This is a genomic window from Paenibacillus pseudetheri, from assembly GCF_924513355.1.
Lineage (GTDB): Bacteria > Bacillota > Bacilli > Paenibacillales > Paenibacillaceae > Paenibacillus_AQ > Paenibacillus_AQ pseudetheri.
The window spans coordinates 144,087-159,104 of sequence record NZ_CAKMAB010000007.1; the positions used below are offsets into that span (position 1 = coordinate 144,087).

12 protein-coding genes and 1 pseudogene are annotated in these 15,018 nt (G+C 42.3%); 2 read left to right on the forward strand and 11 right to left on the reverse strand.

Translation table 11 applies throughout. The annotated features are described in order from the left end of the window. Nucleotides 1–171: 171 nt before the first annotated feature. Nucleotides 172–369 (reverse strand): hypothetical protein, encoded by a 198-nt coding sequence (locus L1028_RS08870; RefSeq protein ID WP_234533097.1) that lies wholly within the window; start codon nt 367–369, stop codon nt 172–174. Between the two features lie 249 nt (nt 370–618). On the opposite strand from L1028_RS08870, the gene L1028_RS08875 reads away from it, so the two are divergent. Together L1028_RS08875 and L1028_RS08880 are read left to right on the forward strand one after the other, a co-directional pair. Further along, a complete protein-coding gene (locus tag L1028_RS08875; RefSeq protein ID WP_234533098.1) occupies nt 619–1,290 on the forward strand; it encodes a tetratricopeptide repeat protein in 672 nt (223 codons plus the stop codon). Between the two features lie 226 nt (nt 1,291–1,516). Further along, nucleotides 1,517–1,924: pseudogene (locus L1028_RS08880) on the forward strand (IS4 family transposase); the annotation flags it as partial. Nucleotides 1,925–2,469: 545 nt separating this feature from the next. Here L1028_RS08880 and L1028_RS08885 read toward each other — a convergent pair. The 10 genes from L1028_RS08885 to L1028_RS08930 all read right to left on the reverse strand — a co-directional run bounded on the left by L1028_RS08885 (nt 2,470) and on the right by L1028_RS08930 (nt 15,000). Next, nucleotides 2,470–4,263, reverse strand: coding sequence for a sensor histidine kinase (locus L1028_RS08885; protein ID WP_234533102.1), 1,794 nt, complete (start codon nt 4,261–4,263; stop codon nt 2,470–2,472). Continuing rightward, a complete protein-coding gene (locus L1028_RS08890; RefSeq protein ID WP_234533105.1) occupies nt 4,263–4,949 on the reverse strand; it encodes a response regulator transcription factor in 687 nt (228 codons plus the stop codon). The genes L1028_RS08885 and L1028_RS08890 overlap by 1 nt, the downstream gene beginning before the upstream one ends. 90 nt (nt 4,950–5,039) lie before the next feature. Next, nucleotides 5,040–6,587, reverse strand: coding sequence for a hypothetical protein (locus L1028_RS08895; protein WP_234533106.1), 1,548 nt, complete (start codon nt 6,585–6,587; stop codon nt 5,040–5,042). A 25-nt stretch (nt 6,588–6,612) separates the two neighbouring features. Then, the gene (locus L1028_RS08900; protein ID WP_234533107.1) at nt 6,613–8,550 is read right to left on the reverse strand and encodes an ABC transporter ATP-binding protein/permease; all 1,938 of its coding nucleotides are present in this window, start codon (nt 8,548–8,550) and stop codon (nt 6,613–6,615) included. Between the two features lie 485 nt (nt 8,551–9,035). Continuing rightward, complete coding sequence (locus L1028_RS08905) at nt 9,036–12,197, reverse strand: MMPL family transporter (RefSeq protein ID WP_234533108.1); 3,162 nt, start codon at nt 12,195–12,197, stop codon at nt 9,036–9,038. Then, nucleotides 12,194–12,649 carry a MarR family winged helix-turn-helix transcriptional regulator gene (locus L1028_RS08910; RefSeq protein ID WP_234533109.1) on the reverse strand — a complete coding sequence of 152 codons (456 nt, stop codon included), beginning with the start codon at nt 12,647–12,649 and terminating at the stop codon, nt 12,194–12,196. The genes L1028_RS08905 and L1028_RS08910 overlap by 4 nt, the downstream gene beginning before the upstream one ends. A gap of 174 nt (nt 12,650–12,823) precedes the next feature. Further along, the gene (locus tag L1028_RS08915) at nt 12,824–13,264 is read right to left on the reverse strand and encodes a GNAT family N-acetyltransferase (protein WP_234533110.1); all 441 of its coding nucleotides are present in this window, start codon (nt 13,262–13,264) and stop codon (nt 12,824–12,826) included. 3 nt (nt 13,265–13,267) lie between these two features. Further along, a complete protein-coding gene (locus L1028_RS08920; RefSeq protein ID WP_234533111.1) occupies nt 13,268–13,747 on the reverse strand; it encodes a VanZ family protein in 480 nt (159 codons plus the stop codon). Beyond that, on the reverse strand, nt 13,744–14,424 hold the full coding sequence (gene rpiA, locus L1028_RS08925; RefSeq protein WP_234533185.1) for a ribose-5-phosphate isomerase RpiA: 681 nt from the start codon (nt 14,422–14,424) through the stop codon (nt 13,744–13,746). Before rpiA ends, L1028_RS08920 begins: the two co-directional genes overlap by 4 nt. A gap of 66 nt (nt 14,425–14,490) precedes the next feature. Beyond that, complete coding sequence (locus L1028_RS08930) at nt 14,491–15,000, reverse strand: GNAT family N-acetyltransferase (RefSeq protein ID WP_234533112.1); 510 nt, start codon at nt 14,998–15,000, stop codon at nt 14,491–14,493. Nucleotides 15,001–15,018 lie beyond the last annotated feature (18 nt).

A 15,018-nucleotide genomic window follows, 5' to 3' on the forward strand; every position in this document is an offset into this window, starting at 1 on the left:
CACCTTGTGTTGTTTAGTGCTTACCCCATTGCCTGCTTCTACAGCATTCTTGTCCCGGTAATCTCCCCAAGCTTTAACCGTCCCGTCTTCGTTCAGCGCAACATAATAAATTCCACCGATCTCTAACTGCTTCGTACGCTCAAGCCCTGCTATGCTATGGGGAGTAATCGTTCACCCTTCAGGACCTGCAGTTCCATTTGCAAATTGTCCAAAAACATTGCTCCCCCAAGACCATACGGTTCCGTCAGTCCCCAGTGCGAAGGAGCTCCCTCCCCAAAATCCAGAAGTAGCAACAATCTCCTTAATTCCACTCAGCTTCGCGGATGAGGGATCCGCGCTTATCACTTGTGGGACTGACATAACAGCCATAAAAGTAGAACAAACAACCAAACTAAACAGCCGTAGCTTCCTTACTAATAAGTTCATCTTGTTTTTCCCTTCTTATGATATTATTGTAATTATTATTCATCTTACACTAAGACGCTATTAAGCTGCTCAAAGTTGTATAATTTTTAAATCCCGGGATTCAGATTGCTTTGAATTATGTTATAATTACGCTGCCTTAGATCTACTCTATTCAATCGCATTACCGGAACCAAATGATTATGGAGGGAAGTTATGCTTAAATTTATAGGTGTTTTACTGCTCTTCAGATTAGTGGGCAACCCTTTTCTGGCTATACTTATCCTGCTTCTTATCTTGTATTTCTTGGATCGGCGATATGTGGGCATCTTCCCCAGCATTACAAAGCCCTTCAAAAGAATGCGTCAAATTTCCAAGCTACGTACAACCATTTCTTTAAATCCTAATGATGTTTCATCCAAATTTGATTTAGCGCGGAGTTTGGCAGAACGTAAAAAATACAGGGAAGCGAAGGATCTTCTACTCCAAATCGAGGACCGTTATGAACAATCTGCCGAATATTGGGTAGAACTTGGACATGTGAATCTCAAGCTAGGCGCTTTGGATGAAGGCGAAGCACAAATGCTTCGTGGTCTGGAGATCAACCGTAAGGCTCGATATGGTCAGCCATATCTTTGGTTAGCGGAAACTTTCCGCCATACGAATCATGATAAAGCATTACAATACGTTACTCAGTATCAAGAAATCCAGTCTTCTTCTTCTGAGGCGTATTATCTGGCTGGCTCGATGTATAAAGCGCTTGGCAGATCAGAGGATGCGAAACGAGCTTTCGAAGAATCTACCGCTGTTTATCGTTCACTGCCTAAATATAAAAAACGGCAGGAGCGCGGTTGGGCGTTACGCAGCTTTTTCGCCAAGATGAAATAATCTTTAACGACTCCTCAACCCCAAAAAACGGAGATCATTTCTTATTATCAGAAATGATCTCCGTTTTTTTATAACTAACTCAACTTTCGCACTTAATAAATCAGTCTAAACGTTTGCTGCTGTAGGAATCTAAGGAGAAAAACATTTACACTTGACAAAAAAAACACCCAACTTGTTTGGTATCATGGAAGTATCGAGCAACCATACAAACAAAGATGTAAACCCTATGTTACACCAAAAACCCTTGTCTGAACAGGCAAAAAACCGCTTTTCTATCTTGTTTTCAACCTTACAAATCGGCCAACTATTAAGGAATGCTGGAATTACCAAGTCGTTCGGTCTCTCTAGTTTGGCTGTGTTTCAAATCTTGTTCTCTCTCGTGTTTGAAGGTCGAAATTGGTTTCGTCTCTTGGAGAGCGAGCGCGGTGAGTCTCTACCTAGGAAAGATGTTATCTATCGTTTTCTAAATCAAGCGACATTTGCTTGGAGAAAGTTCCTCCATAGCTTTGCTTTGAAAATCGTTGAGCACTTTGAATCGCTCATTTCATCTTCTCGCACTCGTGTATTCGACCATACGACAGGTCGTTTTATGAAAGGATTTACCATGCTGACGCTTGGATGGTCAGATGAATTTTAATTTGCACCGATCATTCCTGCTCTCCCACCTAGCCGAGCCTCTTGAATTTTACATACCTGACTGGATAGCTTTAATGCATGTTTAGCAGTTGTTTCTCGAACCATGTTTAGTAATCTATCTCCAGCCGCCCAATTTCTATTTTTGGCAACGTTTTTTGGGATTGTTGCGTTACCCCCTTTTGGGGCTTTGGTTGCCTATTTTGCTAATGAAACTTGAAGTTTACCGATGCTTACTGCACAAATGAAACCTGCCAGCGCTAAAAAAGGAATTTTCTTTACGTACTGCTTTTTCATTTTCTAAACCTCCGTTTATGCTTGTTGTCTCTTACATAAGTAAGCTGTATGAGCTCCCCTAAAAAGTTTGTTCCCGGTTGGCGGAGAAAGAAAATTCGCTTTATTTGCGACGGGTTTCAGGACATCAATGTCAGAAACAATGAACGGATAGTACATGGAGCAAATGAAGGTAAAAGATCATCAAGGGTTAAGACCTGTCTGGTAATTATAAAGTTTATTCGTCTCCTTTCAATATGTTTACACTATAGCCTAAAATTCCATGTCGACTGCATACAAATCAAAGTAAAATAAGACACCATTTTCTGTGTTTTTACCGCCATAGCTGCTATGATGAAGATCCAATATCTGTCTTACGATCGCGAGCCCCAGACCTGTCCCGCCAAATTCTTTACTTCTTGATTTTTCGATTCTGTAGAACGGATCCCAGATTCGGTCGATTTCTTCCTCAGAGATGCTGGTATTTTCATTTTCAATACTAAACGTATATTTACTTATACTTTCATGATATACGATGTTGATGTTGATGTTAATATGGCTATGCTTTGGCGTATATTTTACGGCGTTCACAAATAAGTTGGTGATGACCTGCTCGATTCTTTTGATATCCCCACTTACATAAGCTTCCTCATCGATTTCAAAAAGAACCTTTAATCCTTTTTCATCAGCCATCGCTTTGAATTTGTCGTAAACCTTCAAAAAGACGTGCCATAAGTCAAAAGCGCTCTCCGTCAGCTGATAGGTAGGCGAATCCAGTCTTGAAATATCAAGCATTTCTTGAATCATTTCTGTCATGCGGTCAACTTCACCCAAGATAACATCATAATATTTCAAGGCATTTTCCTCATATACCCCGTTCTTGATGCCTTTGACATAACCATTTATCACGGTTAAAGGTGTCTTTAACTCATGAGATACGTTGGCGACAAACTCTTTTTCTTTGGCCTTTAATTTCATCTGCATTTCATAATCTTGTGCCAGTTTTTCATTAGCATGGACTAATTCGTTAATTTTTTGTTCCAAGTTTATAGATATTTTGTTTAAAGCTTCGCCCATTTGACCTAACTCGTCCTTGGACTTGACGATATATTTTTCGCTGAAATCTTGATTGGCAATCTGATTCGCGATGGCGCTCATCTTCACCAGAGGCTTGGATAATGTCTTGGAAAAAATAATAGCTATCAAAATAACGATCATCAAGGTGAAAACAAATAATATGATATAATACTGGTTCAAATTGCCGATAACCTCATCCACGGATTGGAGAGAAGTGACAGCCAGCAATACTAGATCTGTTCCTTCCATATTTTCGGCTAACACCAAATTATTAATGTCCGTCTGCGTGTCCCGAACCGTATGTATTTGATCGGGTATCGGTTGCCCTTCATTTCTGGTGGTCATACCGATCATTTCTTTGATGAGGACATTCTTTTGCGCTGTGAAGAATTTATTTCCCGGTGGTTTGGCGACCATTTTTCCTTCAATTACAATAGGCTTAGGCTGCTCATTCATCATGCCTTGATTACTTTCAACGGTTCCTTCGAAAAATATCGAGGATATCTTGGCTGGTTCCAGGTTGCGAGTGCCGAGGCGGATTTTATTCGGAAGTACCAAAGATTCCTTTTCATCCAATAGAAGACCGTCAATGGAGATGGTTTCTTCTTCGTTTATATCTTTATATGGGATTGTAAAAAAGTCATCAATGATTTTATACTCCCTATTGTCTTTCGTCCTAACCACAAATTGCGAGTAATCATTTTTTAATGACGATCCGTAGCGAGGCTGAAAGCCGGAATCGATTACCGAAATGATAGCGTTGTTATTCTCCGACATTTGGGTAATATACTTATTGATCACGTCAGTCGGCTCATGATTTTGAATTTTCGATTCGATTGTATGCGCAATCTCTTTCATATTTTGCTTTTTCGTATGTACATAGTAGGGTTCGAAATACATCGATTGAAAGACGATTTGGATGATAAATATGGCGGAAAATAAGACGACATGCAACAAAAAAAGCTTATAGGCGATCCCTCTCTTCCGCATTACTCCACCTCGAATTTATACCCTAGACCAAATACGGTTTTGATCAGATAGGCTTTATGCTGCAGGTTTTTTCTAAGCTTTTTGACTTGCGCGTCAACCACTCTTTCGTTGCCGAAATAATCATATCCCCATACTTCATTCAGGATTTGATCTCTAAACAAGACGATATGCTTGTTCTCCATCAAATACAGCAAAAGATCAAACTGCTTCGGCTCCAATTCAATGGTCGTGCTCTCGATCCAGACTTCCCGGGTAAGTTTGTTGATGGTTACTCCTTTTAACGTTAAGGTTTCTTTGTTTCCATCTTCTTCTTTTTGGGCGGAATGGATTCTTTCGAGAAGAACATTGGATTTTGCCACAAGAATCTCAGGGTTGAACGGCTTGGTCACATAATCGTCCGCTTTAAATTCATAGCCCATTAACTGATCCTCTACTTCCGAACGTGCTGTCAGCATGATGATGGGCACATCCGATTTTTTTCTGATTCTTCTGCATACGGAGAATCCGTCCATTTCCGGAAGCATAATGTCGAGAATAATCAAATCGACGGCTTCCTCCTCAAATACTTGCAGCCCGGCCTTCCCATCCGACGCGATAAGGGTTCTGTATTCGTTCATCATAAAATAGTCAGCGACAATATTCGCAATTTTCTCTTCATCTTCTATAATTAAAATCGTTCGCTTCATGGAATGTCTCCTCGTTCAATAAAGCAGGCATCTTCATGGTATAGTGACATACCGTACGAATGAAGATGCCTGCTCCAATGCATGGATTCGTTATTTCATTAATATTTGATACTCTCCATCTTTCTCCTCATACTTGGCGTCAAAGATGAGAAGATCGTCCCTCTGAATCGTAAGCAGCTTGTCCTTGTTGATTTCGATATCTTTCTTAGGAACATATACAATCGTGTAACCCATCACCATGTTGGGATCCATCTTCGTCGGATCTTTCAGTATTTCCATAGTGTTCTGTATGTACAAGGATTTCATCTTGTTGAGCTTAATCCGGGTATCTCCGAGCACTATTTCCCTTGTCGTAGTTTGTATTTCCGCCGGGTTCCCTTTAAATTTGTATTCAACCATCATATCCTCGTACATGACCGAAGCGTTGTTGATTGTAACAGGGATTCGAACGGCGGCATACTTGTCATCCTTTTGTTTAGATACGATATCATCTACGTATGATTTTAACTGATTATTGTATGAAATGTAATAATCATTGTTTGCCGTTTTTATATTCTCGTGACCTTCCGCTTTTTGGCTCCCGAATTTGGATTTCAAGACTCCTAAAGGAGAAGTTGTGAATATAGCTTTATCATCCAGCCCCAAATCAACGGCAGATACGATCGCCAAGGATCCAATGTCATAGAACTCTCTACCTTTAACCAAGAGCCCCCCTTCTTTTTCCTGATCAGCGGGAATGAAATTATCAATAATACTTTGTGCAGTCAGATCGTTCAACTCTTTTGTCGACGTATTGGGATGGTTAAGCAGTAGATAGGCTTTTTCCTGTAAATAAGTGGCCATTCCTTCAATATTATCATAACCGTCTTGCTGCTTATTCTTTTTGTTACTATTTAAATACAATTCATAGAAATATACTGCTTTCTGAATTTGATCGATCTTCTCATCTCTGTTCTTGGATTTACTAGCTTCCTTCAGGTACTGGTACATTTCATTTCGGTAGTATCTGCTGTTGATATCTTCCGGATAGGTTTCTGCTCTTGTACCTAAACCTTCTACCGAGTCCCCACTTTGCAGCAGTAGATGAATCCCCTCATGTACGATGAACTTAAACAGATTTTCATAGGCTTTATCACCCGACATCATGCCGAAGCTTGAAGAAATGTCAACGTTAACAACATACGTAGGATGATCGTTGAATGTCGTGAGTTGAAACGGCGTGACCAACAATTCGACATCTTTGATGGAATCCGTGTTATACTCGATCACTTCGTCTTTAGATCCGATGTCGGATTTCTGGTTGTTCATGAGATAGGCTATTTTGTTCGAAGGATTCAGCAATAATATCTGCTTATCCGCATTATTGAACGATGGCCATAGCTTGCTTGCATCGTCTATCAAAACCTTTTTGAGATCTTTCACGAGTTTCGGCATCATTTCTCTCAATTTTTTACTGTTTTCAATCGGGTTGCTTTCCATCGGATTCTCGATCGGTTTCTGGGATTCTTCTACCTTCCCGCTTTCTTGCTGAGCCTGAGATGCTGCAGGCTTTTCCGTCGTTCCCGGATTATTTTTGCCGCATGCGGTAAATACGGTTAAGATTGAAATGAAGAGCAGCAAACGCGCTATTTTTATCATGGCTATCACCCTGTCCTCTGATGTATTATTCCTGCTTAAGCAGTTGAATCGGATTTAACTTCGCGGCCTGGTTCGCAGGGATCGTGCCTGCTACTACATTGATCAAGATGCCAAAACCTATCGATATAAGTATCGTAAATACGTTTAAACTCATTAACTGAAAATGAATTTTCGGTTCCAGCGTCTGGTTCACTACAAGCTGCACTACGACGCCGAGCACGGTCCCGTTAATAGAAGCCATTCCCCCGAGCAGAATCGCTTCCGAAAAGAAAATCCAGCGAACTTCTCTTTTCCTTCCGCCGATCGCTTTGAACAAGCCGATTTCTTTTCTCCGCTCCAACACGCTGATAAATAGAATAATTCCTACCATGATCGAAGAGATCAACAGGATTAAGATGGAGACCCCCGTCATGGCAAGCTGTATATTTTTGAAGGTTTGAGTTAACTCTTTTAAAACGTTTTCAGGCGTTGTGATCGTGTAGCTTTGTTTAAACTGATCAACGACTGATTGGATCGAACTTTTATCGTCCAAGTACACTCCATAGCTATTGTTCGTGATTTCCGAGTCTTTTCCGATAAATCTGGAACGCTTGACAACGTCGGTGTGGACATCATAGGGAATATATGAATATTCTTTACCGATAAACGATCGTTCCGTAATGGCTGAGATCTTCATGGTTTGCGTATCCCATCGGGAGGGATAGCTCGTAATTTCGTCCATGGATTGAAATTTGATTGTGATCTCTTTGCCGATTAAGTCTTCCAGCTTTTCTCCATCCTGCAGCAGTTTTTGTGCTGTACTTTCGGACAAGGCAATTCCATGCTCCTCATCTTTCGGAAGTTGACCGTACATCACGTTTGGTGCGGCGTATTCGCTCCTGTTTTTTTCCTTGTGCAAAGGCTTGACATCAAAGCTAATGATGTCTGGCTTTTTCTCGATTCTTGCCGAAATATCGAATTCAGGCTGCACCAATTTGACATGCTTGTTTTTCTTCATTTCATAATAATCGGAACTGAGCATATAATCTTGTTCTTTTGTAAACTCCAGCTTTTTACTGTCTATCACTTTATCGGATGAATACTGCATATAATTGTCGATCCCGTTCCCGAACGCCAGAGCCAGGAAAAATCCGCATATTCCCATGGAGATACCGATGGACACTAGGAAATATCGCCACTTCTTTTCCTTGATCCGGTGATAAGATAGCCTGAATGCGGATTTCAGTTGAAACGAACGTTTCCGGGGTGGTTCGGCAGTTTCCGCTGTTTGAACGAAGTCACTGCTGCTTTGTTTCAGGTCCTCGATGATCTCTCCATCTTTGACTCGAATGATTCTCGAAGCTTGGTTAGCTACCGATTCATCGTGGGTGACGACAACGACTAAACGGCCTTGTCCGGAAATTTTATTCAACAAATCAATAATTTCTTGTGAAGTTTGAGAATCCAATGCGCCTGTCGGTTCATCGGCTAATATCATTTTTGGCGACTTGACCAATGCTCTTGCAATGGCAACCCTTTGCTGTTGTCCTCCTGACAACTCGCCAGCCTTATGGTGAATCACCTTTTCCAGACCGACCTCCTGAATGGCTTGTACGCATTTTTGGTGTGCTTCATTCTTCTCATACGAGCTCATTGCCAAAGCTAACTCTACATTTTCCAACACGGTCAGGTGAGGCATCAGATGAAAATGTTGAAACACAAATCCGACGTAATCTTTCCGGTAATCAGAAAACTGGTCACCGTCAAACGTTGACATGGGGGTTTTGTTGATGTACACCTCTCCCGAATCAGGTTTATCCAAACCTCCAAGCGTGTTAAGAAGTGTGGATTTTCCCGAGCCTGAAGCTCCGACGATCGCAACGAACTCCCCGTTATGTAACACTAAATCGACATTTTTCAATGCGGGGATCGGGCTTGATTTTTCCGGATAATACGTTTTGCTGATATTTCTTATTTCTATCATGGGATCACTCCATCTATTCTTGATGATGTTTATAAAGATACAACCTGCTTATGATGGACCCATGAATATGATGTGACTTTTTTGAGACTATTGTCTGGAAGACGTTTTAATCTACCTTCCCCAGGATAACAAAGGGAGTTCAGAATCTGGCTTCTTACCTAGATCCTGAACTCCCTTGACTGTTGCATTTATCCGACTATTCGACTAGCCAGCGCCGCCAGAATAGCCAAATCCCCTACAGTGATCTTATTCATGTTGATAACATGAAGCGTTTCACTTTGAACTTAGAAATGTTCGTTTGTAGTTCTTCAGCCATGTTAGCTAGGACAGTTAAAGAAGCTGTTATTTCTTCTATCGTCGCTTCATCATCTCACTTACTAGTTGTAATTGAGGCGCGATGTACGCAGAAAAAAACAGTCACCGATAGATTTCCGGCAACTGGCTGCATAAACTTGAAAGGTATTTTGATCTCGTCTCACAAAAGATTACATATTTAAATCCTGTTTGTTAGCTTCTCCGCTCTGTTTAACCGAAAATGGCCACCAATTTCCTCGGCCGAAGATCCGTACCATTACAGGGACAAAGAACGGCAGGAAGATTAAAGCGTACAAGGCCAATCCTACGAGCACCACTGTAGCAATCTGCATCATCGACAATACCCCAGAAGGATACATAGAAGCGAAGGTACCACCCAGAATAACTACAGCTGAAAGGATAACTGTACCCATATTACGCATAGCGTGTAGAATCGCTTCTTTTACGTCCCATGTTTTATTTTCGTTAAACCGGGCCATTAAGAAAATGCTATAATCCACACCTAGTGCAATCAGCATAACAAAACTAAAGAATGGCGTCGTCCAGGTAATCCCTTCATAGTGCAGAATATTAACGAAAATAGCCTCTGTAACACCCAACGCTGAAAAGTAAGTGATCAAAAGTGAAATAATAAGGTAAATCGGCATTACGATTGAACGGAGCAGCAACACTAAAATGATGAAAATACCGCTCAGCATCAAGATTACTGTACGCGTATAGTCTTCATTGGAAATGTTCCGCAAATCACTTTGACTACTTGTAACCCCGCTAATAGCTGTTTCAGCATTTTCAAGCTTCGTACCTTTAACTGCACGATCTACTGCTGCTTGAATATCACCCACACTATCTATAGCCTCTGAGCTGTAAGGATTCTCGGTGAATACCACGTCCAATGTCATCACCTTACGGTCATCAGACAAGTACGTATCAAATACCTGCTTTATACCTTCAGCTTTAAGTGCCTCAGCTGGTACGAAGAATCCGCTCAGCTCTTCATCCTTAGCCGCTTGAATCTGATTCAAGTATTCTTGTGCCGAGCCCAGACCGCTTGTAATTTGCTTCAATCCATCAGCACTATCGCTTAGTCCAGTGGTTAAGGCTCCAATCTGGCCTGTCAATTCACCAAAACCATCTGCAAGCTGCTTCTGTCCGCCTTGCAATTGATCAAGACCACTTGTGATAGATGGAATCTTACCTACGATCTGTCCTTGACCTGCTGCCGCCTGATCGAGTCCAGATTGCAGTTGACCGATTCCAGCTACAAGCTTAGCTAAACCTTGCGCGAGCGCAGTTTGCCCGGCCGCAGCTTTGGCATAACCGGCATTCGCCTCATTTAAGCCAGTAGCTGCACCTTTAAGCTGTTCTGAAACCTGGCCAAGACCGGCTGCTAGTTGCGCTGCACCCGTACCACTTTGTGCTACTGTACCTTTGATCGTCAAATAATTTACATCCTGAACAATTTCCGGATAACTGCTCTCAAGGCCGGCGAAGGAACCGTCCAGTCCTTTTAAAGCGTCTGCAACACCTTGTAGCTGCTTCGGAAGCTGCCCGAGTCCTTCATCCAGCTGGGTTAAGCCACCACCGATTTTTTTATAGCCCTCAAGTAACTTCGCATTTGCATCTGCTAACTGTTTAGCACTTGTTGCTGCCTGCTGAAGACCAGCTTTGATCTCTCCTGCACCCGCTGAGCCACTCTTTATCCCGCTCTCAATTTGAGTGAGACCAGCGCCTAAAGCAACGATTCCGTCTTTGAGATCCGCTGTGCCCTCTGTCAACTTAGCACTCCCAGCAACAGCCTCTGTAAGTTTAGGAGCATTATCGCTAAGCTGTTTACTTGCTTCAGACAAGCCGGTCTGAATCTTGGTCAATCCTTCGTTACTCTGATCCAGTCCATCAGAAAGTGTACCCACCTGATTCGGAATCAAGAAATCACTAATCAGCTCACCTGTTGGACGTGACATACTCCGAACAGATTTTACGCTATCCACTTTTTCCAGCTCGCGGCTGATTTTCTCCGCAAGTCCCAGATATTCTGAATTGTCCATGCGATCATCATTCTTGATTACGATCTTGCCAGGCATCGATTCACCTGGTCCGAAGCTCTCCGAAATAATATTAAACCCTTTTACCGAAGCATATTCCGAACCAATTTCCTCCAAGCTGTTAAAGGACAGCTTACCGCTATAGGTCACTAGGAAAGGGGCCACGATTACTGCAACAATTAGAAGAGCGGCCCATGGTCTTTTTAAAGAAAAAGAACCTGCCCATCCCCAAATACGGCTCTCACTGTGCTCCAGCTTGCCACGGGAAGGCCAGAATAGTTTTTTACCAAGAACAGCCATAAAGAAAGGAACAATCGTCACGAGTGCCAGTAACATAACCGCAATTCCAACTGCAACAGCTACTGCTGAACGATAAAGGATGAATTTCGATAACCCAATCGCTACAAAACCTACGAACACCGCTAAGCCTGAATAGAAAACCGTTCCTCCAGCTTTACGATACGTGGCAATAATAGCACTTTTGGTATCTTCTGCGGTCATCATTTCTTCTTTAAAACGACTGATCAGCAAAATACAATAATCCGTCCCAATCCCGAACATGACTGCAACCATAAAGATTTGAGTAAAGGTAGATAAAGGAAAATCATAACGATCCACCAAAAAAGCCACGACAGATTGGGATATAATATAGCTGATACCCACTGTCAGTAGCGGTACAAAAGGCGCTACGAACGAACGAAACACGACGAATAGAATAAGTAGGATAAAGACAACTGTAATATACTCCGACTTCTTTAGCCCTGCTTCTGAGCTTGCGATCATATCCTCTGTAATCAGACCTTCACTGGTCAAATAATGATCTGCTTTAACACCCGAGAGCATCTTATCCACTTTATCTGGCAGCGCAGTAACAGCCTCTCCTTCACCTTTTACGGACAACGCCACCATAATGGTCTTGCCATCTTTGGCAATCAGTGTATCTTTAAGCTCACTTTGTGAAAAAGGATCGGTGATGGAATCTAACTGCAGAGCTTCCTTATTCGCAGCCAGCTTCTCAACGCCTTGTTGAATACTTGCTGTTTCTTCTGCTCCGATTCCCTTCGGGTTATTGAACACAAGGGCTACTTGATGGAGTAATACGCCTCCTTTGTCACTTGCTGCTTCCTTCATGATTTCTGCTGCTCTTGATGAAGGGTATCCCTCTGGAACGGTAACCTGCCCCTTTTCACGGACAAGATCAGAGAACGATGGGGCCGTCATCACTAGCACGACCGCTACAGCGAGCCAGATTGCGATGACCGCCCATCTTGCTTTTAGAATCGTCTTCATTGGCTCTTCCCTCCATTATCATTCTGAATTAGACTCGCCAGTTTCTCAAACATCATGATGAACGTCTCAATATCCTTCTTTTCAAAATGAAACAAATACGGTGCCACTACTTCATGTACTTGCGACTCAGCTGCTTCAAATACGCTTTTTCCATGCTCTGACATCGATAAATACACCTGACGACGATCATTCTCGTCACGGGTTCGCTCGATAATGCCCGCTTGCACCAGTCTGTTGATTATCGCTGTAATGGAGCTTTTACCCACGCAAAAAGTTTCTGCTAGATATGTAGACGTACATTGTTCCTGAGCATTAATCAGACGCAGAATTTGATACTGATCATTCGTTGTATCTGCAGCAATGCTATCTTTAATTCTTGCGGCTACTTGTCGGGTCACCATCATATAAGCATCCATATAACGGTTAATCCAATGCTGAACTTCATCTTCCAAAGCTTCCTACCTCCAAATATAGTTCAACTGTAGAACAGTTTCATTGTCAAACTATAATCCCATTTATTTCAAAAGTCAACTTTACAATTCTAAGGAACAATTTAAGGTATACCCAACAAAAAAACAGGCCGAGATTTCATCTCGACCTGCCATTGTATGTCTTCTAAAAACTGTTTATTCCTCATCCTGGATCTCTTCTACTTCATAAACACATCTCAGCGTTTCAATGCCTGCTGCATTTTCGCCGAGGCTGTACACCATGAACCCAAGACTACGATAGAAATCTGCAGCGATCTCATCCTCGGTTTCAGCTACCAGATAACGCGGCTGACGCGTAGTAAGCAGCTCCAGAATCATTCCCCGTGCATAGCCCTTTCCTCTGTTCTCTGGCAATACAGCAATATGCCGAATATCCAAAGAACCATCTTCTGTTTCTTCAAAGCCTACAAGACCGAGCAGTAATTCTTCCTCTTCCCAGCCATATAACTTTAGCCCGGCTTGTTCGCTATACTCAGACGAAGTCTGCTGTAGAGCATTCGGATCATCTATGACCGCATAGGTCAACAGCTCATTCACCTCAGGTGTACCATTGAGGGGTTTAAGATCAATCAACATTCTTCACATTTCTCCTTCTTTGTTCCTTTTAAAGCTAATCACTCGAAACAATCCGTAGCCTGTCCACACACCCAGTATGTTTAATAGTAAATCATCAATATCGAAACTTCCCACATGCAGTAGCATTTGCAAACACTCCAAAAGCAGTATGCAAGGGACAGCATATAGCGAGATCCTAAGCCAAGAAACCGGACGTTTCTTTACTAATGGCGAAAGAAAACCAAATGGAATAAAAACTACAACATTTCCTAGCAGATTTACTAGCCGATTGATAAGTGATAAACCGTTATCTAAGTTGAAATAAAGTGACACCGTGCGAAATGGAACCAGATTATACTGAAAAGGACCTCCGGTATGTACTTCACGTCCAAATCCGATAAACATCCAGTAGATAACAGTAGCACTATACAGAGTTAGCACTACCCGTGTCAATCCTTTTAGCGGCCATGAACGGTAAGTTTCTTTATGTCTGCGGTTGATCAATTCTTAGGTTGAGCTTCAATAATTTCGATACTTCCATCAAGTTTACCTACGATCGCCATCGCTGCAATTCCAATAAATAGGCCATGATCTACAACACCCGGAATGTTTTGGATGGTCAGCGCAAGCTTTGGTGCAGCATCTATCGCTTCAAATCGGCAGTCCGCAATGTAATTGCCATTATCCGTCTTGTACAACTCTTCTCCGTTGCGACGCAATTCAGGTTGGCAACCCAGTTTGGCAAGCTCTGCCACAGTCCATTCCCACGCGAAAGGAACGATTTCCACCGGCAACGGAAATTTGCCTAGCGTGTTTACAACTTTACCTTCATCGGCAATCACAATCATTCGTGTACTATTACTAGCTACAATCTTCTCACGAAGCAAAGCGCCGCCGCCGCCTTTAATTAGTTGCAGACTGCTGTCTAGCTCGTCCGCTCCGTCAATGGTTAGGTCCAGACTATCAATATCACTAAAAGCTACCAGTGGAATCCCCAGCTCTCGTGCTTGCTCTTCGGAAGCGCGTGAAGTAGCTACTGTAGTAATTTTCAAGCCTTCACTGACGCGTTCACCAAGCTTGCGGATTGCCCAGTAGGCAGTTGATCCCGTACCCAGACCTACTTTCATTCCGTCTTCTACATACTCCACTGCTTTTTCTGCTGCTAGTTGTTTAACGTTGATACTCATTTTAATACCCCCATGTTATCCATTATAAAAATGTATAGTAAACTTGAAATCACCTATTATTCAGGAGGACTCCGGTAGAGCATCGGCATCCAAGATTTTGCCGTAACAGAGACTATCCGGATCACCTATATAGGGTCCAAACAAATCAATCGGTTGGTAGCCATGCTTGACGTAAAGCGCAATCGCTTCTGGCTGCTTAATTCCGGTCTCCAATCGGATCTCCTTAAACCCCGCCGCTAATGCTTGTTCTTCAAGGAATAACAGCATATTTGTAGCTATGCCCATTTTACGATAACTAGAATCTACATAAAAGCGATTCAACTCCATCGTTGCAATCTCTATTCCGATATACTCCAGTGGACGAAGCCCACCACAGCCCACTGGTTTTCCGTTTAAGTAGGCTACCACGAAAGTCATTTCTTTTACTTTGGGATCCTTGAAATCAACAACATAGATCGTTTCATGCGGATAACGCATCTTCAGTTCCTCATCCAGAAACGTAATAAGCTCTCTTAAATCAGCGTTCTCTGGATCAACCACTTCAAAATCCACTTCCGTTACGGGTAACACTCTAATTCCCCTTTTCTT

What these genes read in the sequence shown, in the direction of transcription:
- L1028_RS08870 (WP_234533097.1), bottom strand. Translation starts at nt 369, where the DNA reads ATGGCTGTTATGTCAGTCCCACAAGTGATAAGCGCGGATCCCTCATCC.
- L1028_RS08875 (WP_234533098.1), top strand. Translation starts at nt 619, where the DNA reads ATGCTTAAATTTATAGGTGTTTTACTGCTCTTCAGATTAGTGGGCAAC.
- L1028_RS08885 (WP_234533102.1), bottom strand. Translation starts at nt 4,263, where the DNA reads ATGCGGAAGAGAGGGATCGCCTATAAGCTTTTTTTGTTGCATGTCGTC.
- L1028_RS08890 (WP_234533105.1), bottom strand. Translation starts at nt 4,949, where the DNA reads ATGAAGCGAACGATTTTAATTATAGAAGATGAAGAGAAAATTGCGAAT.
- L1028_RS08895 (WP_234533106.1), bottom strand. Translation starts at nt 6,587, where the DNA reads ATGATAAAAATAGCGCGTTTGCTGCTCTTCATTTCAATCTTAACCGTA.
- L1028_RS08900 (WP_234533107.1), bottom strand. Translation starts at nt 8,550, where the DNA reads ATGATAGAAATAAGAAATATCAGCAAAACGTATTATCCGGAAAAATCA.
- L1028_RS08905 (WP_234533108.1), bottom strand. Translation starts at nt 12,197, where the DNA reads ATGAAGACGATTCTAAAAGCAAGATGGGCGGTCATCGCAATCTGGCTC.
- L1028_RS08915 (WP_234533110.1), bottom strand. Translation starts at nt 13,264, where the DNA reads ATGTTGATTGATCTTAAACCCCTCAATGGTACACCTGAGGTGAATGAG.